11 protein-coding genes are annotated in these 23,375 nt (G+C 38.3%); 3 read left to right on the forward strand and 8 right to left on the reverse strand.

Going from position 1 to position 23,375, the window contains the following annotated elements:
• Window positions 1-140 precede the first annotated feature (140 nt).
• The 3 genes from K350_RS0110475 to K350_RS0110485 all read right to left on the reverse strand — a co-directional run bounded on the left by K350_RS0110475 (window position 141) and on the right by K350_RS0110485 (window position 3,504).
• Window positions 141-689: a hypothetical protein gene (locus K350_RS0110475; RefSeq protein ID WP_028979872.1), complete on the reverse strand. Its 549-nt coding sequence runs from the start codon at window positions 687-689 to the stop codon at window positions 141-143.
• Between the two features lie 27 nt (window positions 690-716).
• A complete protein-coding gene (locus K350_RS0110480; protein ID WP_028979873.1) occupies window positions 717-1,787 on the reverse strand; it encodes a M42 family metallopeptidase in 1,071 nt (356 codons plus the stop codon).
• A gap of 166 nt (window positions 1,788-1,953) precedes the next feature.
• Window positions 1,954-3,504: an acyl-CoA carboxylase subunit beta gene (locus K350_RS0110485; RefSeq protein WP_028979874.1), complete on the reverse strand. Its 1,551-nt coding sequence runs from the start codon at window positions 3,502-3,504 to the stop codon at window positions 1,954-1,956.
• A 233-nt stretch (window positions 3,505-3,737) separates the two neighbouring features.
• Here K350_RS0110485 and K350_RS0110490 point away from each other — a divergent pair, with 233 nt between their 5' ends.
• Complete coding sequence (locus K350_RS0110490; RefSeq protein ID WP_028979875.1) at window positions 3,738-4,679, forward strand: Ppx/GppA phosphatase family protein; 942 nt, start codon at window positions 3,738-3,740, stop codon at window positions 4,677-4,679.
• 67 nt (window positions 4,680-4,746) lie between these two features.
• Here the strand turns inward: K350_RS0110490 and K350_RS31025 are convergent, their stop codons facing one another.
• Complete coding sequence (locus tag K350_RS31025; RefSeq protein ID WP_081670956.1) at window positions 4,747-11,952, reverse strand: T9SS type A sorting domain-containing protein; 7,206 nt, start codon at window positions 11,950-11,952, stop codon at window positions 4,747-4,749.
• Between the two features lie 568 nt (window positions 11,953-12,520).
• On the opposite strand from K350_RS31025, the gene K350_RS0110500 reads away from it, so the two are divergent.
• Window positions 12,521-14,224: a hypothetical protein gene (locus tag K350_RS0110500; RefSeq protein WP_028979876.1), complete on the forward strand. Its 1,704-nt coding sequence runs from the start codon at window positions 12,521-12,523 to the stop codon at window positions 14,222-14,224.
• Between the two features lie 76 nt (window positions 14,225-14,300).
• Here K350_RS0110500 and K350_RS0110505 read toward each other — a convergent pair whose 3' ends face one another.
• Complete coding sequence (locus K350_RS0110505) at window positions 14,301-15,923, reverse strand: DUF4139 domain-containing protein (protein WP_037575031.1); 1,623 nt, start codon at window positions 15,921-15,923, stop codon at window positions 14,301-14,303.
• A gap of 292 nt (window positions 15,924-16,215) precedes the next feature.
• On the reverse strand, window positions 16,216-17,865 hold the full coding sequence (locus K350_RS28270; protein ID WP_051313035.1) for a DUF4139 domain-containing protein: 1,650 nt from the start codon (window positions 17,863-17,865) through the stop codon (window positions 16,216-16,218).
• 209 nt (window positions 17,866-18,074) lie between these two features.
• Between K350_RS28270 and K350_RS0110515 the strand changes: the two genes are divergently transcribed.
• Window positions 18,075-19,139, forward strand: coding sequence for an Ldh family oxidoreductase (locus tag K350_RS0110515; RefSeq protein ID WP_037575034.1), 1,065 nt, complete (start codon window positions 18,075-18,077; stop codon window positions 19,137-19,139).
• A gap of 90 nt (window positions 19,140-19,229) precedes the next feature.
• Here the strand turns inward: K350_RS0110515 and K350_RS0110520 are convergent, their stop codons facing one another.
• Complete coding sequence (locus K350_RS0110520) at window positions 19,230-21,224, reverse strand: WG repeat-containing protein (protein ID WP_028979879.1); 1,995 nt, start codon at window positions 21,222-21,224, stop codon at window positions 19,230-19,232.
• A gap of 18 nt (window positions 21,225-21,242) precedes the next feature.
• Entirely contained in the window at window positions 21,243-23,375 is a 2,133-nt protein-coding gene (locus K350_RS0110525) for a WG repeat-containing protein (protein ID WP_081670957.1), read from the reverse strand.

Below are 23,375 nucleotides of genomic sequence, written 5' to 3' on the forward strand. Positions count from 1 at the left end.
AAATAAACTAAAAATCATTATGCCTCATTTAAGTGTTTATATATCATAAGAGTTACTCATTCTCTTATCATTCAGCTATACCAAGTTGATTTTTGCAGATAATCCTATTTGTCAAGTCTATGCGAATCTAATTTATATAATCACACCATAGGATTTTCCTTCTTCCTCTTCTTATACAAATGCCAAAGCACTCCTATCAGCATTCCTGCAATGCCTCCCATGTAGCTGAAGTTGTGCATAGTTTCAACAGCTTTAAAAGATACAGGATCTGATATACCTTCAGGAAATGAAGAAATGTGGTGCGTTGAATTTATTCCGGTTAACAATCCGGTTAGTCCGGAAAAAAAAGCAATGATCATTGTAACAAAATATGTTTGCAGCGTATGCTTGAACATATCTTTCTGATCTTTGTGCATAAAGCCTGTCAATGCCAGTATTATTCCTAATAGGACTCCTACTTTCCAGGAGTTCTGAAAGCCAATAATCGCAGCTCCGATACGCTCATTTCCAGGCTTTGTCCAATTGGCCATATCCGCACCAAAAACCTGAGGAAATCTGAACTTTAGAAAAAATTCAGGAGAGACAGTATAAGATATCTGATCATGCATAGCTCCATAAAGACCCGCTACAAGCGGGGCAATCATCAACAGAAACATCAGTATCAGAGGTTTCATATAGTAGTTATCCATACAGTCTCTCCTTTAATATTTATTAATTTATTTTATATATCTGAAATCATGCCCAGCAGGTAACTGAAGCAGGAATTCATACATAAGATTGATTACATTTTCAACATCCTGCTTCGAAACCATTTCAACAGTAGTATGCATGTACTTCAATGGCAATGATATCAATGCAGAACAAACACCACTGTTGGAATAAGCAAATGCATCCGTATCCGTGCCTGTTGCTCTATATGCCGAAGCACGCTGAAAAGGGATCCCTTTCTCTTCTGCAGTTTTGATAATCATTGAAAGAAGATTGTTTTGAACAGCAGGACCATAAGTAAGTACAGGGCCTTTTCCGCATGACAAATCTCCGTTTTGTATTTTATTGTATGCAGGTGATTGCGTATCATGACAAACATCTGTTACAATGGCAACATCAGGATTAATTCTGTGAGCAATCATCTCTGCACCACGTAGCCCGATTTCTTCCTGCACTGCATTTACAACATAAAGAGAATAAGGAAGCTGATTCCCGTTCTCCTTGATTCTTCTTGCAACTTCCGCAATCATAAAACCACCTATTCTATTATCCAGTGCTCTTCCTGCATAGAATTTATTATTCAACTCAGTGAAATCATCCTCAAAAGTTGCCACACAACCGACATGCACTCCTAATGCTTCTACTTCTTCCTTAGACTCACAGCCAAGATCAAGAAAAAGATTTTTCATTGTCGGCGGTTTGTCGTTTTCATTATCTCTCACGTGAATGGCAGGCCATCCGAACACGCCCTTCACCACACCTTTAGAAGTGTGGATATTAACTCTCTTTGATGGAGCAATTGCATGATCAGACCCTCCGTTTTTTCTGAGATAGATATATCCGTCTTTTGTAATATAGTTTACAAACCAGGAGATCTCATCCGCGTGCGCCTCTATCACCACTTTATAAGGAGCTCCAGGATTAATAACCCCAACAACTGTCCCATAAGTATCTGTAAAATATTCATGAATGAATGGCTTGATATAATCCAGCCAAAGCTGCTGCCCCGTCCATTCGAAACCTGTGGGAGAAGCATTGTTAAGATACTTCTCTAAAAATGTCCTGCTCTCTTGATTCATAGTTTTATGTCTATAGTTACTCTTATGTCTTTTAAAGTTTTAACTAATAATATCGTTATAAAAAAAAATATCATTGTTGATCAATTCATTAGAGTTTATATTAAAGTAACTGATTATATTAACTAACAGGACTCTTCAACTGCTAATGATTATTTGAGTTTAAAATTTACAAAGGGATATTTCCGTGTTTTTTCTTTGGTCTTGCTACCGCCTTATTTTTGAGCATTTCGAAACCTGAAATCAATTTTTTTCTGGTTTCCTCAGGCATGATTACTTCATCGATATAGCCCCTACTTGCTGCCAGATAAGGGTTTGCAAACTTATCCGTATATTCATCAATTTTCTCCTGCAGCTTTGCTTCTGGATTTTCAGCCGATGCTATTTCTCTCTTAAAAATAATTTCAGCTGCTCCTTTTGCCCCCATTACTGCTATCTCAGCAGTAGGCCAGGCATAATTCAAATCAGCGCCAATGTGTTTTGAATTCATCACATCATAAGCTCCTCCATATGCTTTCCTTGTAATGACTGTTATTCTTGGAACTGTTGCCTCTGAAAATGCATAAAGAAGTTTGGCTCCATTAGTAATGATAGCATTCCACTCCTGGTGCGTTCCAGGCAAAAAGCCAGACACATCTTCCAGCACAAGTAGAGGAATATTAAAGCAATCGCAGAAACGTACAAACCTTGCAGCTTTTGTACTTGAATTGATATCCAGCACACCAGCAAGCACTGAAGGCTGATTCCCAACGATACCGATACTTCTGCCTGCCAGTCTTGCAAAACCCACAACAATGTTTTCTGCAAAATTCTTATGTACTTCAAAAAAAGATTCCTCATCTACTATATGACTGATCACATCTCTCATATCATAAGGCTGATTGGGATTATCAGGAATGATTGAATTTAATGAAGGACGGAATTCGTTACTCGAATTGTAAGCATATGAAGGTGCTTCTTCATCACAATTCTGCGGAATGTAGCTCAGTAATGTTTTGAGATAATCTATACATTCGATCTCATTGGCACAGGCGAAATGAGTCACTCCACTCTTCACACTATGAGCAGAGGCTCCACCAAGCTCTTCGGCAGTTACATTTTCGTGTGTTACAGTTTTCACTACATTCGGCCCTGTGACAAACATGTATGAAGTATTCTCCACCATCATGATAAAGTCCGTAATTGCGGGAGAGTATACAGCGCCTCCTGCACACGGTCCCATAATAGCAGAAATCTGTGGTACCATTCCTGATGCAAGAGTGTTTTTATAAAAGATATCTGCATATCCTGCTAATGAAACAACTCCCTCCTGAATTCTCGCACCACCTGAATCATTAAGGCCGATTAACGGAGCACCGTTTTTCATAGCGAGGTCCATTACCTTACAAATTTTTTCTGCGTGTGTCTCAGATAAAGAACCGCCAAATACAGTAAAGTCCTGACTGAATACATACACCAGTCTTCCATTCACTTTTCCAAATCCAGTAACAACGCCATCACCCAGGTATTGCTCATTTTCCAGACCAAACTCTCTGCTTCTGTGCGTAACAAACTTTCCGGTTTCCTCGAAACTTCCTTCATCCAGCAGCAATCCAATTCTTTCTCTGGCAGTAAGTTTTCCCTTGGCATGCTGAGCATCATTACGCTCTTTGCCCCCACCTTTTATTGCATCCTGATTTTTCTTCTCAAGAAGTTCAAATTTTTCTTTGGTTGTTTTCATTTAGTTCTAAAGATAAACTTAGAATTCAAAATAACTTCTGAATCCATGAAAATATCAAATTTCTTCTTTCTTTGGGAGAAAGCAATCAAATTTCAACAAACATCCTGATATTCAAAATAGTAAAATTATAGCTTAAACATTTTTAAAAATCCACGCTTACATATATTGGTAAATTTCATTTTCCATCCCCAAAAACACGGGTAATTCCTTATCTTGTCAAGATATTTTTATTTATGGCAACTAGAAAAATTGCGGTTATCGACCTGGGAACGAATACATTTCATCTGCTGATTATAGAGACGGAATCGGATGGATATAAAGTTCTTTTTAAGAAAAAAACTTCTGTAAAAATCGGACAGGGCGGAATAACCAAAGGAGTGATCAGTCCGGAAGCCTTTGAAAGAGCGTTTGCTACGCTTTCCGAATTCAGGAAAAAAATGGATGAATTTGGGGTAAATGAAATATTTGCCACTGGTACAAGTGCAGTAAGAAGTGCCAAAAATGGCGAAGATTTCATCCGGGAAATAAAAAACAGATTTAACATTTCTGTCCATGTCATCTCCGGGGAACGTGAAGCTGAACTAATTTATCATGGAGTTAAAAATGCGCTGAACCTTGGAACTGATACAAGCCTGATTATGGATATCGGAGGCGGCAGCGTGGAATTTATCATTTGCAATTCTGATAAGATTTTCTGGAAAGAGAGCTTTGAAATCGGAGCTCAAAGAATGCTAGACCTCTTCATTCCTTCCGATCCTATTCAAAAAGATCAGGTAAGTCAGGTTATAAATTATCTTGAAGAAAAATTACCTGCCCTAACAGCTGCTGTACAGAATTTTCAACCAGACCTGCTGGTAGGATCTTCCGGAACATTTGATACTCTTGCAGACATAGATTCTCTCAGAAAGGGGATTTCACTGAATGATAAGCAAAAGGAATATGATTTGCCTCTCGATAGCTTCAGACAAACATTCCACGAGGTTCTGAAAAAAAACAGAGCTGAACGAATGGTTATACCCGGCATGATAGATATGCGGGTAGATATGATTGTTGTAGCCTGTATACTCATTAACTATATAGTTGAGAAATATCAACTAGAAAAAATCCGTGTATCTGCGTATGCACTGAAAGAAGGTGTCCTTGCGAAAGCAATTAACCATGAATCAATAAGCTGAACGCATAAAGCTTAAAGTCGAAGGTGGTTATACCTTTCGTTTTTAAGCTTTATGCCGTGCCTCAAAATCATCTCACCAAAGTTATCTGGTCCGCATAGCTAACATTTTCAATATTCACCTTAACCATATATACTCCATTTGTTACTGACAAAGGAAGGAAGTTATTCCCATTTGCAAGGATCACATTCTGAAATGCACTTATCATCTTTCCTTTTAAATCGAACACTTCTACAAGAGCCGTTTTATCAGAATTTGCATTTGAGAATATGTTGAAGCCACCTGTTGTAGAACTGATATTCAAATCTGTTATTGCTTTAATCTGATCCACTCCCGTTACCACATTTGACCCCAATTGCAATTCAAAACGATCAGAAGCATCCGTTTTAAGCGCTGAAAAATTATAATCCTGACCTTCGATAGGGAATTGTACTCCAAGCTTTTTATCTACCAGAACATAATTTAAAGAAGGATCACTATTAATCATACTGATAGTGTAAGTTCCATCTGCAGGGATTCCAACTGACACGGGTATTGCTGGATAAATATATGGGGTTTCCAAACCATTAATAGAATATTTAACACCATCCACCACACTATAAATATTGGGAGTAGTTCCGCTATTCATCATCTTATAAGCATCAAATGATTTATCAAAAGTAGGAGTTGCCATATCATTCCATCTTATTATTGTTTCATCTGACAAATTATCACTCTTTATTTTAAGTCTTATAGATTGCTCAGCACCAACTCTCCAAAAAGAAGCTTTCTTTTCCACCCTTGCATTATTATTGATACCAAGAGAAGCTGTACCACCTGTACCTGTAGTAGAGACGAAAAATGAGTTCATCGCAGGTATGTATTGAGTTGCACTATTGGTTCCAAAGCCTGAGACATAGGAAGCATAACCAGATACAACCGGATTCCAGTAATATACAGCATCATTAATATTATTTTTCGTCCAACCCGATTGGTTATCCCAATCCAAAGCTGTAGGATAAGGATTTCCTATAAATAAGTATTTCTTCCCTGTATTGGGATACAGAGGTGTTGAATAAGTGGCATTATGAGAATATGATCCTGTAAAATCTACCACGGTTTGCGCAGGGAAAAACATGCTATAAGCTGAGTTCGGAGATAAAATCGTATTCATATCCACAATTCCATCCCAGTTTTGGGTATCAAAGTTACTTTTGAACAACCTGGTTTTTCCATTACTTAAAACTACTGCATCATCAGCCAAATCGCTAGCTGCAACATTATCCAGAGGGCATGAGAAATAATGGGTTTTAATTGACTTAACAGCTCTGTAAACTGTCAGATTACCACTCACACTTCCATTATCTTCTGGATTGTAGCCGATATTACCTCCATTATCTATATCTATCTGAACATTACCATTCGAATTAAGAGTACCTTTTACAAGCAACAATCGTCCGGTAATTGTCAACGAACTCTGGATTTGTACTCCTGATGTATTATCTATAGTAAGGCCACTAACTGTAGACAATCCCTTGAACTTCTGCTCAACTGAACCTTTCATGGCAATAACAGAACCGAAAACAGATTTAATATTCCCATTATTAAAAAGGTCACCATTTACATTGAGGGTATTGACTCCTATCGAAATAGTATCGTTGTTGATTAATGATTTACAGTAAGAAGCCTTTGTCAATACTGGACTATGAAAATTGTTGGCAGGTATGGTGACATCATTTTCTTTTGTTGGCACAAATCCCTGATTCCAATTGGCTGCTGCAGACCAGTCATTATTCAAAGAACCTGTCCAGGTTAAATGGCATCCCTGATCTATAGAAATAGAGAGGCTATTAGATGTAGTCGCACATGAATTGGATGCAATTACAGATATAGCCCCCGTTAATTCTTTAACATTTTCATAAGAAACCAGAATACTTTCTGTACCGGTCCCTGACGTTATTTCTGCACCTGCAGGAACTGACCATAGATAAGATGAAGCATTAGATACTACACCTATACTGTAAGATACGTTAACCTGACCTTTGCAAACTACAGAAGCACCTGATATTGCTCCAATAGCGCCGGGCCCCGGACTTATTCCAATTGCAAGACTTGAAGAGCCTCCATTACCACAAACATTTACAGGAGTTACGCTTATATTGCCAGGAGTATTACCAAAAGTAACTGATATTGAATTAGAGCCTTGACCTGAATTTACAGCAGCACCAGAAGGAACTGTCCATGCGTAACTTGTAGCTCCCGACACTGGAGTTAAGCTATAAGATACGCCTACTACATTTGCACAAACAGTTGCAGGACCGCTAATAATTGCTGCTGCAGAAGGAGCTGCGTTCGTAACACCAATAGTTTTTGATGATGTTGCTCCATTAAAACATGCGTTCACGGGGGTTACAGATATGTTTCCACCTAAAGTACCCGCATTGACTGTTATGTTTGACGTTCCTGCCCCGGATGAAACAGTTGCTCCCGAAGGCACCGACCATATATAACTTGTTGCACCAGAAACAGGAGAAATGCTATATAACAGACCAGTTGAATTTTTACAAACTTCATCTGCCCCGGAAATAGTTCCAGCTGACAAAGGCTGAGTTATTACATTGACTGGTATACTGTTCCCTGTTCCGTTTCCGCATGCGTTAGTTGGAGTTACTGTTATATTGCCACTCGTTGATCCCATAGTTACTGTTATATTTCTTGTATTCGCGCCTGCTGTAATGGCAGCACCTGAAGGTAAAGTCCAGGTATAACCTGTTGAATTCGCTGATGCAGGAATACTGTAAGTCAGGCCACTTGCTCCGGCGCATACAGAAACAGATCCAGTGATTGCTCCGGCAGTAGCAGGAAAGGGATTGACCGACACCGGAAATGCAGCACTTACGGTTCCGCTACCACACGCGTTTGTCGGGGTGACCGTAACATTACCAGATACTGATCCAAGATTGATAGTGATTGAATTGGTGTTTAATCCTGAAGTAATCGTAGAACCAGAAGGAACAACCCAGTTATAACCTGTTGCATTTGATACAGCAGCGATGGAATACACAAGTCCGGTTGTACCTGCACAAGCAGAAGCTGGGCCGGAGATCGCACCTGCCGCAGAAGGCGTAGATGTTGAAACTGTTACAGTAACAGACGACGATGCCCCGTTTCCACAAGTATTAACAGGAGTCACCTTAATAATTCCACTTATACTAGTACCTGTATAAGTCACAATAATAGATCTTGTTCCTGCACCAGAGGTAACAGTCACACCTGAAGGAATGCTCCATGAATAACTTGTTGCACCTGTTACTGCGGGGATGCTGTACGCGACGTTTGTTTGTCCTCTGCAAACCCCTGATAGTCCGGAGATGGCTCCAGCTGCTGAAGGTACATTATTTACAGTTACTGCAAGACTTCTGGCTGTCCCATTTCCGCAAGAGTTTACAGGTGTCACAGTAACATTACCTGATGTTGACCCAAAAGTTAGTGTGATGGAATTTGTATTTGAGGTGGGTGAGGTAATTGAAGCACCTGCAGGAACTGTCCAGTTATAACTCGAAGCTCCAGAAACTGCCGCTATAGTATATATAACGCCTGCCTGACCATTACACACAGTGGAAGTAGAAGTAGTAAATGTTCCTGCTGCTGAAGGCAGAGATGTTATTGCAACTGCCTTTGATACAAGAGTCCCATTTCCGCATATATTCACAGGTGTCACAGATATATTACCTGAGTTTGTTCCAAAGTTTACAATAACTGATGACGTACCTGCACCTGATACAATACTTGCCCCCCAAGGCAAGGACCAGTTATAGCTTGTCGCATAGGAAACATCAGCAATACTATAAGCAACCCCTGTCTGGCTCGGGCAGAATGTAGCAGGCCCTGAGATGGTTCCTGTTCCGGCAGGGACAGGGTTCACATTCAATACAATAATATTAGACACATCACTGCCACCGCAACCATCTGTTGCTTGTCTTCTGAAATATTTTGTCTGAGTTAAAGAAGGTGAAGTATAAGTCGCATTTACAGCTCCGGAGATGTCAGACCATGGGCCAGCAGCAGCATTAGCACTCTGCCACTGGTAGGAAATGTAGCAACCTGAGGTTGCAGGAGTGACTACAGTAAATGTTGCTGGTACAGTTCCCTGACAAACAGTCTGATCCGCCGCAATAACTCCCGGAGTCAAAGACGCCGTACTGGTTAATGCAGTAAATGTTACAATGGCTTGTCCAAGTCCCAAGTAATTTTTGTATCTGAGTTCAACCGTTGAAGATGCACTCAGATTTCCTGTCCATGCGTTAGTATTTGTCCCGCTTCCAGTTCTGGAAGAAACAAGATTACCATTAACATATAAGAAGCCCGGATCATCGGAAGTAAAATCTATCTGATATGTTCCTGTTGTAAATCCTTGCCTTTTAAATATTACTCCGTTTGAAGTAGCTCCAACCTGGCATCCTTGATAACCTAAAGCATAAGAAGGAGGATTAGACGAGCTATAAGCAGTGTTTGAATTGAACCCTGGATTCGCTGCGGAAATACCTGCGATCTGGAATGTACCTGAGTTATTAATCCAACTTGTATTAGAGCTTGCAAATGCGCCGTTTCCAGTAGGATTTCCACTTCCGAAATCATAGACATATGCATTCCAGATATTGTTTCCAAACACAGGGGTAGCACTAGATAAAGTTCCTACAGTTATTGAAATAATATTAGAATATGCAGATCCACTGCCACATGCATTAATTGCTTTTCTTCTGTAAGATGTATTTGAAGTTATATTAGTCGGAGCATATGCAGGTGCAGTTGCCCCGGAAATTTCATTCCAACCTGATCCTGTATTAGCTTCCCATTGATAATTAATATAACAATCACCACTTGCATTTGCCACAGAGGTAAATGGAGGCAAAGAATTTCCGGAACAAACAGTTGAAGAGTTGTTATTGGCAATTGTTCCTGGATCCATTAAGAGAGAAGGAGAAACAAGAGTTAAAGTTAATGTTCCATAACCAGAACCTCCAGCATTTTTGTACCTGAAATCTATTTTTGAATTTTCATCCAGAGTTCCTGTCCATACATTTGACACTGGTGTACAGCAGGAGGTTCTGCTATAAACAAGTGCGCCATTGATATACAAATATCCTGCATCATCTGAATTTAAATCAATCTGATATATCCCGGAAGGAAAACCTTGTCTTTTAAACTGAACACCATTTAATGTATTACCAGTCTGACAGCCTTCATAACCTGGGGCATAAGCAGGAGACGTAGTACTGCTGTAAAGAGAAGTCGATGTCAAAGAAAGATTATTAACCGAGAAATACCCCTTATAATCAGTCCAGTTGTTATCCTGAGTGGTGTATCCGGTTGTGGCAAAATCAAATACATAACCATTCCATTTATTGTCACCAAAAGTAGTATTGTTCAGTAATGAAGGAGTACCGACAGTTAGGGTCAGAACATTAGATGAAGCCACTGTTCCGCAAAGATCCGTTATATTTCTTCTATAAGAAGTTGTAACAGTAACATTAGCCGGAGCATAAACTAATCCTGTAGCACCCAATATGTCACTCCATCCAGATCCGGTATTGATTTGCCATTGATAACCTGCAAAAGTACATCCTCCAGATGCAGAAGATGATGAAGTAAATGCAGGAGGCGTATCACCCGAACATATTACAGAAGAGGCACTGCTTGTAATAGTTCCCCCAACTAAAGTGGCAGGAGCCACTATGGTAAACTTCAGACTACCCAATGCATTCCCTTGATTATTTTTATATCGATATTCAACAGTTGAATTCTCATCCAAAGACCCTGTCCATACATTGGTTATTACATTGCAGCAACCTACTCTACTATACACAAGACTTCCATTGACAAATAAAAAACCAGCATCATCAGAATTAAAATCGAGCTGATAAATTCCTGCAGGAAACCCTTTTCTTTTAAACTGTACACCACTCAAAGCACTACTTGTCTGGCAACCTGCATATGAAGGGCCTGATGAAGGAACATAAGCTACAGTATAAAAATTAGTTGTATTAAAGCTCGGATCCAAAGCAGAAACGCCGGGATATACAAAATAACCTTTATAGTCTGTCCAGTTGTCATCAGCAGATGTATAACCTGTTAAGCTAAAATCATAAACATATCCATTCCATGTATTTAATGGAAACACCGATGGATTACCTTGTTGCTGGGGAGAAATAGTAACAATGACGGTATTCGAATATTCTCTTCTGTTACAATTATAGTCTATGGCAACTCTTCTGTAGCAAGACGTTTGAGTTATACCAGCCTGAACATCATATGTAGCGCCAGTAGCTCCGGATATATCAGACCAGTTTCCGCTACAGTTTATATCCTCCTGCCACTGATAAGTCACAGAGCCGCATGCTCCAGAACCAGCTGTTATACTTGTAAATAACAGTGGATCACTTCCAGGACAAAGAGTTTGATTTCCTGAAATAGACCCTGCTGAAAATGCCGGAGGCGTCGCTGGTACAAAACTAATTGCTCCGTTGGAACCACCGCCATTTTCAGTCCAACGGAATTCGAGCTGTGAGCTTGCATCCAGATTTCCGGTCCATACATTATTTACAAATGATGAACTATAAACTACTTTAGAATAAATTAATTGACCGTTCAGATATAAATAACATGCGTCATCATTTAAAATATTCAATGAATATGTACCCGGAGTGAAGCCCTGCCTTTTATATATTACCGAATGATTATCATTAGGAACAGAACAGCCTTGATAGCCAGAAGCAGAAGAAGGTGAAAGAGCAGTGTTCCAGGAATTTCTTGAATCAAAATCCATTCCCGAGGCAGTATAAAATCCTGAATAGTTTGTCCAGTTGGTACTGGCATAGCAATATGCATTCCAGGAACCTACAGGAAACAATGCAGGGTTTCCTGCAGCCAGTATTGCGAATGACTGAACACTGCATCCTGTGGCAGATCCACTTCCATTATAGGGAACGACTTTCCAATAGTATGAGCTGCCACAGTTAAGTGAGCCATTATAAGTATAGCTTGTATTGGTAACAGTTGCTCCATTGATCAGTTCATTTGCAGCAGTGGTCGTTCCTATGTAAATTCTATACCCACTTACTGTTCCGCTAGGAGCATTCCATGTAAGAGGAGTAAATGGATTTGCAAGTGTCCCTCCATTAGAGGGAAGCATTGCGGTTGTGCAATTGGGCACCTGTGCGAAAATTTGATGAGAGAGCAATACCAAAAAGAAGAGTGCTGAGACTCCTATTCTTGTTGAGGGGCAGTGGATCTTCATTTAATGAGTTGACTATGGATTCGTTTTACGCACCCACACAACTGCTCGTTTTTGCAGAGTTTTTCTACTAATCTTTCATATGTAATATATAATTGACAAATGCACTTTTGAAACATTACACCTATCGACAATAAAAGGTTAACCTCATATTAATCATTAATAGATACAGACTAAACTCATTTTAACTATGTAATTAATCATAACTATTAAATTTATTCTAATCCCCACTTAATGTTTTTATAAAAATTTAACCTATTTCTATTTCGAAAATTAGGACAAAATCTTAAGCCTGTAAAACCTTCATTCATCCAGAAAAACCCTTAGACCATCTACGAAAAATACCTTAGAAGCTATTCCAGCACCTCAAGAAGTACTTCCATCAATAATGTCTACCCAGGAATCATTTTATGCCTAATCGGAGGAATTAAACGACTACAGAGAATAGCAAAGATCGATTAGAAAAAAATATATATTCCTTTTAAGATTTTTCTTATCTAATTTTAGATTCACAATAAGTTTTAATTTTTTTAACGTATAAAAACCTGACAATTAAACATTTTTAAGACCAATGAAAAAAATAATTTTACTTTACTTCCTTTTTATTTCAGTCATTTCAACAGCTCAGAAAATAGACCTAGACAAAGAATACATCAACATTAAATACATGGATTTACCGAAGTTCGGCGTGCTTAACGCGCTAAAAACTTATTCAGTAAATCTTTACTCTGATCCGGAATATCTTGGGAAACTTCAATTAAAAGATGCAGACATTGAAAATGCTGTATACCTCCAGGGATTTGAGTATGTAAAAGACCCACGCTCGGCAGACATAATACTTGATGTAATCATCGACAAGTATGAGACAATTTCGGAATCCATCGAAAATACAACTTATGAATCAAAGGATGCACAAGGTAAATTAATTCAGCTGCAAGGGTATTATGTCTTATCAAATATGATAGCTCCCACATTCATAAAGTTAACAGATAATACCAATGGCAAGCAGTTAGAAAATATTGGAATAGCAACAATAAACCAACCCTTAGTCCTTAAATCTCAAACTTTTACTACCAAGGAGGATGCCATCAACTATATCCAGAAAACGCTTCCGTCAAAACGGTATGATTATTTCATATCCACGTATAAAGCTCTTTTTAATAGTACATTCGCCAATATCCGCACCAACTATTGCTTTCAGCCAATAAATGTGAATGATATCCTTTGGAGAGTAGACCTTAAAAAATCTCCTGAATATGCACCATTCAATGAAGAGCTAAATAAAACAACGGCAGCATTAAAAGCTATCACACATACACAATCGCTTGAAGCTACCAGAACAGCACTTGCTCCTTCTTTAAAATACTGGCAGAATAATGCTTCCAAAATAGATGCTACTGACAAGAAAATGAGAAAGATCAAATATGCCTACCTTATTAACCTTGCGATCTCTCAATTCTGGCTTGAGCAGCTTGATGACTGCGAGAAAACATGTAATGAGATCATTGCAAATGACTATGATGCTGGTGATGGGAAAAGAATCCTTTCTAATGTAACTTATTTGAAAAAATGTTTCGCAGCAAACAATACAGTTACGAGACACCTTGAAAGACCCGGAATGAATTCAACATTAAAGTTTCACCCAGCAGGGAACATTCTGGCAATCACCCGTCCGAAACCAATGATACCAAGAGAGAAGCCTCCGATGGGTTATGTCGCGTTACCTGGTTACCTGATCGACTTTGACAACAACAGAATTGATGGAGAGCTTTGGATATATAATTTGGAAAGTGAAGAGAGCTTTATTTCTGAACACCATAAAGCCTTATTTGTAATGGACACCCCAGACGGGCAAAGGAAAATGAACATCACTGCTGACAATACAAGTAAACTAGTTCTTAACAAAACAACTTTTGAATCTATAAAATATAGAAATCCATCATTAGGTTCTGAGCGTTATCAGCTATTCAGAGTAATGCATGAAAATGATAAAGTGAAAGTCTATAAACATTATGCCACTCCAATTCTTGATAACAACAATTATATGCCTTTTAAAATGAAAGAAGGGGCCAGTATTTGCCTCATGAAAAAGAGCGATCAGAAATTAGAGGTAATGGGACACTTACTCCCAAATAAAGTTGCAGACAATACTATTAAATTCTACAATGACTGTCCTGCACTGAAAGGAAAAATTGAAGCGGGTGAATTCAAAAACATGCAGTCGATGACTACACAGATCAATGCTGCTAAGTTTTATGGGGAAAATTGTAAGTAATATTCACTAACAATAATAAAAAAGAGGTCAGAAACTTTTCTGACCTCTTTTTTATGTTAATTCTTATCAAAACAGGCTATAGCCCACCTACTGTCTTATTCTTAGGATACTTCACTGAATACTTGAATAACACTTTCTTTGTTTCTCCTGCTCCCAAGCTCAGTTTCCATTGAAGTTTACCATTGTCTTTGTTATAAATTGCTCCACCAGTATCTATCGCCTCCACCTCGATCTGACTGTTCTGAGAAACAGGAATCTGATCTTCTACAAGTATATCTATGCTCTCCTTCTTTGTATTTCTCACTTCAATTTCAAAAGCATATTCTTCTTTTTTATTAGCTCCTATAAAGTTCTTCTTTGTGAAGTCTTTTATCTTATTTCTCTTTACAACTACCTTCTTATCTCTTCCCAATGAAAGAGCAAGAGTATCATTGGTGTTGTTAACATCAATGAAAGACTCACCGACAAAGGTTCCTTCAAAGAATATATTTGCATTGCCTGATAACAAATTCAGTTCATCCCAATCGGTCACATGACCTACCAGAAATGCATCCTGATCTATCTTTGGAACAGCAGTATATTGATAACTTGCTTTTACTTCATGACTTTGGATGTCTACAAGTTGAGGAGTATTTCCCGTAGGGATAGTATAAGGCAATGCTATATCAAATTCTACTGATGTGGCATTTTCAACAACAGTTGTGTAATTACTTACAGACATTGCAGGGGCGGGCGCTCCTGCAGCTTCCTCGCTTTCCCATGACATTGTTTTAGCTTCTTTTTTCTTATCATAGCTTTCTCCTTCACTTCGATATCTTGGAGATCTGACTACAGGTTTGGGCTCATAGAAATCAAGATACCAAGGATACAACTCCGGCTTTGCTCCGCCAAGAGTAGGATTGGAAGAAGACAGTTTAACCTTGACCTTATTCCAGTCTAAACCTGTGTTCTGATACACCTGAGCTTTATAGTTCAGCTGCACTGAGCCTTTAGTATCTTTTACCCCTATATCATACAAAGGATACCAACCTGCATCTGCTACGACATATTGTAACTCAAGCTGAGCAATGCCTCCGGATTTAGAAGAAACCGAAATTGTAACTTTGCTTGTATTCTTATTCCTTTCATTAAAAAGATCATTGAATTGTCTTTGAAACCTGTCCGCTTTCTCCTGAATCACTTTTAGTTTTTCATCAATATCAATAACCTCATTTTTAATTTCTTCAAGTCTCTCTCTGTAGAAATCTGCAACATCCTCCAATTGATCCGCAGTAATAGTATGCTGCTCTCCTTTCAGGCTTTGGTTTGCAAGAATCATTTGTTCTTCCTTTGCATACACATCATTCAAACTTCTCAGCTTTCTCGCTTCTTTCTGATAAAAACGAATCGAATCTTCCAGAGCGATCATTTCTTTGCTCTTCTTCTGAGGATCTACAAAATTCAGTTCATGCTTTACTGCCATGATCACAAAATCACCTTTCCCCGAAACCTGAATACTTTGTTTGTCAATGCCCGCAGGAAGCCCGTCAATTAAGAGCTCATTAGAACCAGGGTCCAGCTGAGTATTTATAGAGCTCGTCACCTGAGCTTTATTAAGGAACACTGTAACCTGTTTTATTTCCGCTTTCAGGTTTTTCTTATCCTCAGCAAAAGCCTGTAACTGTATAAGAATGCAGGCCACAATAAGAAGTCTTTTCATACTAATTTGCTATTAATAACTATAAATTATTCAATGAATATCGGAAACTGATTTTAATACTTATAAAAATTAGGTATTAAATTCGCAAAGTGTAGCATTTCATTATAAACCTCACCCTCAATCCCTCTCCTGAAAGAGAGGGACTTTAATGTATATGTTATTAGCTCTATTTTTTAAAATCATATGATTTTTTCGCTGAACTGTTCCCTTCTCCTTCAGGAGAAGGGTTAGGGATGAGGTCCATTTACTATTATATGAGAGCTAGAATACCTAATCATAATATTTAAAACTCTTACAAACCGGAAACTATTTTATTTTTGGGATATTTCAATGCATATTTAAATAAAACTTTCTTTGTTTCTCCAGCCCCGATATTCAGCTTCCACTGAAGCTTTCCGCTAGCCTTATCAAAAATAGCTCCTCCTCCATCTATCAGCTCCACTTCGATCTGATTGTTTTGTGATACCGGAATCTGATCTTCAACCAGGACACTTATGCTTTCCTTCTTGGTATTTCTAACTTCAATTTCAAAAGCATGTTCTTCTTTCTTGTTCAGACCGATAAAGTTTTTCCTGGTAAATTCTTTTAGTTTATTTCTCTTAACCACCACTTTGCTATCTCTTCCTAAAGAAAGCGACAATGTATCACTTGTGTTTTGTGCATCAATATATGATTCCCCGACAAAAGTACCTTCAAAGAATATATTGGCATTTCCTGAGAGTAGATTCAGATTTTCCCAATTAGTCACATAAGCAATAAGAAATGCATCCTTGTCAAGCTTTGGCACAGAGATATATTCATAATCTGCTTTTACTTCATGACTTTGAATGTCGACCAGTTGCGGATTATTTCCTGATAGGACTGTATAAGGCAAAGCAATGTCGAATTCTACAGATACTGTATTCTCTACAACAGAGGTAAAATCACTGATGGGTTGGGACAATGTATAGAAACTTTTTTGGGCAATGATTACCACTTCCTCTAAGCTCCGGTAAGCACTATCTGGAGATACCATTTCTTCTGATACTTCTTCATCTTTAGCAACTTCTGGTTCTAGAAACTCGGTCGTACTTACAGTAGGAGCTTCATAAAAGTTAAGATACCATGAATTCAACTCAGGTTTGTTTACCCCTAAAGTAGGGTTTGAAGTAGAGAGCTTTAGCCTTACATTATTCCAATCCAGGCCGGTATTCTGATACACATGAGCTTTATAATTAACCTGAACAGGGCCTTTGGTATCTTTGACTCTTATATCATACAAAGGAGTCCAGCCGGCATCGTCTACTACATAAAGAAGCTCGAGTTGAACATTTCCAGCGGACTTAGCGGAAACGGAAATTGAAATTTTACTGGTATGCTTATTTCTTTCATTAAAAAGATCATCCAACTGTTGCTGAAAGCGTGTGGCCTTCTCATTAAGTTCATTTAATTTATCATCATTGTCTATCAAAGTAAAACGAATATCCTCCAGTCTTTCTCTATAAAAATCAGCAACATCCTCCAGTTGATCCGCTGTCATCGTTTGCTTTTCACCTTTTATAGCCTGGTTGGTCAGAATCATTTTTTCTTCTTTTAAAAGCGCATCACTCAGGCTTTTCGTCTTTCGAGCCAGTACTCTGTAAAAACGAACCGAATCTTCCAATGCGATCATTTCAGCACTTTTCTTCTGAGGATCAATGAAATTTAAGTCATGCTTAACAGACATAATCACAAAGTCTCCTTTACAGGAAACCTGAATGCTTTGCTTGTCAATGCCAGCAGGGAGGCCATCTACAAGAAGCTCATTAGTTCCTTCTTCCAGATTGGTTTGAAGTATACTAGTCACCTGAGCCTTGTTCAAAAAAACAGTTACTTGTTTTATATCTGCTTTGAGATTCTTCTTATCATCTGCGAAAGCCTGAATCTGAGCAAGTAGTAAAATAAAAAGGCAAAGTCGTTTCATGATTGGTATTGAGGTATTTAATAATTCGAACAAGATACTTTCTTATAAAAGTTAAATGTAAAGCTATTCAAAAGTTTCTACTAAAAGCAATTGATGTGCGCTCAAAGGCCAAACTAACAACTCTATTGAGCATCCAGTTAGTGGAGCTTAAAAATTTTTTATAGATTTTTTTATATTAATTTGATAGTTTAGCAGACAAATTGAGCATTATGTACGCCTACCATCATTTACTTTCCTTTACTGAAAATATTCTTAAAAAAATGGGATGCCCAGAGTCTGACGCCAAACTGGGAGCTAAAGTTTTAGTATCTGCCGACCTTAGAGGTGTTGATTCTCATGGTGTAGCAAGACTTTCCGGATATGTAAGACTTTGGGAAGCCGGTAGAATTAATGCAAACCCAAAACTTAAGATCGTTCATGAAACACCATCGACAGCAGTAGTAGATGGTGACAGAGGACTAGGCTTGGTGATTGCTCCCCAGGCTATGCAGATTGCCATGGAGAAAGCAGAAAAAGCCGGAACAGGATGGGTATCAGTAAAAAACTCCAACCACTTTGGTATTGCAGGTTATCACGCCATGATGGGCTTGGAGAAAGACATGATAGGTATCGCAATGACAAATGCCAGTCCACTCGTAGCGCCTACGTTTTCGTTAGAAAGATTATTGGGAACCAATCCCATAGCCGTTTCTATACCTGCAGACAAGCAACCTGCTTTTGTTGCCGACTTTGCTACTACAACTGCAGCCAATGGGAAACTTGAGATCCTGCAGAGAAAAAATCTAGAAGCTCCATACGGTTGGATCCAAAATAAAGAAGGAGCACAAAGCACTAACCCTCATGAGTTAAAAGATGGTGGTGCGCTACTACCACTGGGAGGGGACAGAGAACATGGCAGTCACAAAGGTTATTGTCTTGGTGCGATAGTTGACATTTTCTCGGCAGTATTTTCAGGAGCGAATTATGGACCTTGGGTGCCTCCATTTGTTAGTTTCCTTGCACCACCTGCAGATCCTGTGGGAGAAGGTATAGGACATTTCTTTGGAGCAATGCGCATAGATGCCTGGAGACCAAAAGAAGAATTTAAATCACATATGGATAACTGGATCACACGATTCAGATCAGCAAAGGCAATAGAAGGAGAAAAAGTACTTATTCCAGGAGACCCTGAAAGAGAGATGGAAGCGAAGAGAATGGAAAAAGGAATTCCATTATTAGCTCCTGTTGAAAAGGATTTGAAAGAACTTGGAGCAAGGTTTGGGGTAGAGTTGTAATAAAGTATTAAGTTATAAGTATTAAGTTATAAGTATTAAGTTGTAAGTTCTTACGTGGCTACTTATAACTTAATACTTATAACTTACAACTCATTTCACTTGCATCACTTCCAGCTTGCCCTTCTTTCCTGCAAAGAAATTTCCTGTTGCGGAATCATAAATCACTACATCATTCTCAATCGGCAACACAATATTTTCATTATAGTCTAATACTCCCCAGAGACCGTCTTTCTTTACTTTTATCTTGTTATCACCCAGCTCTTCTATCTCATCATACTTAGGAGCAAGAGCCTCTTCACCGTTTTTATCTGCCAGACCTAGCTTATTGTCCTTATAAAGCAAATACCGATCGTATTTTGTTGACACGATCTTATCAAAATGAACACTATGCAACTGCTTCCCTTCCTTGTTTATTAGGTTCCATTTTCCACCTTCTTTAACAATAGCGGAACCATTTTTAAAATCAGTTACAGATTCATAATATGGTTGAGCTTTCAGGACTTCTTTATTATCCAATACGCCCCATTTATCTCTTATCACAACCGGGACCATCCCCTCTGAGCAATCCCTTGCCTGGCCATACTGAGGCGAAATCCACATATTTCCTTCTCCATCAATGAAACCAAATTTCTTATTTACCACTACACGAAATAAACCATCTTTAAAAGGGTAAATTTTTTCGTACTTATAGGTAAGTGGTACGGTAAAGCGGTTGCTCATATTGATTATCCCCCATTTCCTGCTCAGAGAAACAGGAATATATCCGTTGGGAGAAGGAGGCTGAATTGCATCATACTTTACAGGCACCAGTTCTTTTCCGGAAATATTTATAATACCGTATTTACCGGCTTTAGAAACAATCCAAAGGTCATTATTGATCTTCTCAAAAGTATCATAGGTGTTTTTGGGAACAATCCAACTAGCTTTCTGAGTAGCATCCACTTTGAGTATACCCTTTTTATAAAAAGAAAAATCTTCAGGTTCAACAATGGTTTCGCCATCCTTTTTCAAGACAATCTTCTGATTAGAAACAGTCGTCACTTCTAGCAATCCATCAGGAGAAACAAAGACATCTCTGTATTTACAAGGTATTACCAACTCTCCCGTTTTATCTGCATATCCCCAAAGCGTCTTTTTTCTGACTGCGCAAAGGTTTTCAGAAGCAAAACCTGCTTCATCAAAGTCATGCTTACCAAGCAATTTTCCTTCATGATCATACAGCTGAAACTTATAGCCATCCCGTATTTTTTTACCAGCAATGATAAACGCTGATTCAACAATAATTTTATCAAATAAAAATGGAAGTACTTCCTTTCCGCTAGTATTCACAGCTCCCCATTTATCCTTGAGTGCAGGAGCCACATTACCTTTGAAAGAGCCAATTTCTTCATATGCAGGATCCGTCAATACACTTCCATTCATAGCTACAAGTCCATAACTTCCAATAAGCGAGTAGATGAAAGTATTTCCAATTCCTGGTCTCAGCGAGTCAAATTCAAAACTTGCCACCACTTTATTCTTGGCATCTTTAATCTGCCAACTGTTTATTCTGTGCACCCGAAAGTTTTTACCATCAAGATACTGAATGTAGTTATAGCTGAAATTAACCGCCTGATTTCCGCTACCTTCAATGATCCCCCATTTACCTTTGTGCTGAACTATGATCCTTCCTTTATGAGAAAATCTGTAATTATTATATAGGCATTCTGTGATCTTCTTTCCGTCCTTCTTCAAAAACCCCCACAAGCCCTGATCATTCTTCACCGGAATGATATTCCTTGAGATATCTCCTATTTCTTTATATTGAAATGGTATTACTTCCTTCCCCTTCTTGTTAATCAATCCCGACTTACCGAATAAGCCAACATTTGCAAGCCCCTGCCTGAATGGTTTATATACTGTATCATACTTATAATCTATAACAAGCTTTCCTTCCTCATCCACAAAGCCAAAGCGAATGCCTTCAGAAACCTTCTTTTTCACAGCAGCCAACCCTTCACTATATATCAGCGAAGACTTATCCTGTGCAATTGAAAAGGAAAAAGAAAGACAACAAATCAGTATGGCAAAAATTCTTATTGGCATTTAGTAAGGAATATTCTGTTATTTTTTATCTGAAGTAAACTCCATAGATGTCTTCTCTTCCGGCTTTGGTTGCAGAAAGTATCTATTATTAATTTTATCGTAAGCTACATCTTCATATTCTAGAGGAATAGTAAAATTACCCGATTCATCAATAAATCCGGCTTTCCCATCCTTCTTTACTTCTATAATCCCATTTTCATAATCCTTTAGCTGGTCATATCTTGGAACTATCAATTCCTTTCCATTAACATCAGCCAATCCCACTTTACCATTCTTAAAGACATTATATCGGCCTTTGCCGCAAACAGCGATTTCATTGTAGACGTTCCCGTTTATATCTTTTCCTGTAGAATCAATAAATTTCCACTTATTAGCACCAGTGGAAACTCTGGCAACTCCCTTCCTCATAGGTCGTACCTGAGGATAATAAGGCTGAACAGCTATGTTCTCATTTTTATCTACAAAGCCCCATTTTCCAAGCAACACAACAGCAGCATAACCATCTGAGAAATTCTGATATTTAGGATACTTTGGAGCCACCCTGATGTTTCCATTTAAATCTATAAATCCATACAGCCCTTTCTTCTTAAATGCTGCATGTCCATCTTCGAAAGGTCGTATTTCAGTTACATCGTCTTTAAAGCTGAACACAAATACACCCGAGCCATCTATCAGTCCGATATTTTTTCCTTTTCTTAAAAAGAAAAGGTCAAGAGTATCTGATACCGTCGCAAGTGAGTCATATATCGGTTCTGCTATTTCTTTCCCTTTGCTGTTGATCAACCCGATCTGACCTTTATAGTTCGTTACTTTTATAAATCCATTGGGAAATTTTTCATACGAAGCAAATTTGTATGGATTGAGATTACAAATAGTCTTCCTTTTTAAAGTACCGCTGCTATCCTTTTCTTCATTAGCTTCAATAAGCCCAATATTAAATAAATCAAGTTCACCTTTGCAGATTACCCATTGCTGGTCTGAATCTATAACTCCCATTTCTGGTTTATCGATGAATTTCATACCAGCTTCAAATAAGTCCCCTCTTTTATATCCTATAGAATCATATTCAAATGGAATAATAGTATAGCCGTTTAAATCTACTACACCCCATTTGTCATTTTTATTTTTTACAGCAAAAGAAATACTATCGAGGACATGAATAGCTTTTTCATTTCTAAATATCACCTGCTTGCTATCTTTATTAAAAACTGATTCCCCATCCTTTGAATAGAGCTTCAACAAAGAGGCGTATTTTGTTTTCTCGATACTGTCAAATATTGCAGGCAGTATCACTTTTCCTGAGCTATCTATCAGTCCGAAAAGTTTTTCTCGCTTGACTATAAAATATCTTGGCTCCAGAATTTGGATGTCTGCATACACAGGAGGAGCAATAACCTCTTTACCTTTTAAAATACCGACATATTCATTTCTAAAAAATCTGTTGAATCCTAGTTGAAAAGCTTGTAAACTGTCGGCGCGAATTGTGAACAATACCTTTCCATCCTCCATTATTTCCCAGACAGGGTATTTCTTTCCTTCGATTCCGGATTCCTTGATATTAATATGTTTCTGTTGAAATGGTAAAAGCAACTTACCATTCAGGTCAAAAACACCTTGCTCAGCTTCAATATTGGTCCCTGACACAAGATTTCCTTCTATTTTAAAATCTGAAAGCTTTTCAACATTTAAACGAATTCCTCCGGCATTGTAAAAATCAAAATAGCCACCCAGATTACAGGCAAACACAGCTTTTGAAATTCTGGCTATCGAATCATACTTCAGAGGAGCAACAACCTTTCCGTTCTCATCAATCACTCCCTTAATAACTTTAGAGCCTTCGTAATTACCTACTATAGCACAACCATTCTGAAAGGACTCAACCAGCACATGATATGCAGGAGCAATAACAAACTTTCCTTTCTTATCAACAAAGCCAATTTGTTCCGCATCACTCGGGGATATGACTTTTATCGGTGTAAAATCATTATAAAGTTGAAGGATGGTTTCTTTTGGAAGTAAAAACTGGCCTTTCTTATTTAGGTCAAGTTTTTCTCTCTGAACGGTAATTAATGAATCACCACTTCCTGCCAGGACCATTGCCTGAGAGATTAGAGAGCACAATAGGAATAAAAATGGCTTTATTAAATTCAT

Source organism: Sporocytophaga myxococcoides DSM 11118 (genome assembly GCF_000426725.1).
GTDB lineage: Bacteria > Bacteroidota > Bacteroidia > Cytophagales > Cytophagaceae > Sporocytophaga > Sporocytophaga myxococcoides.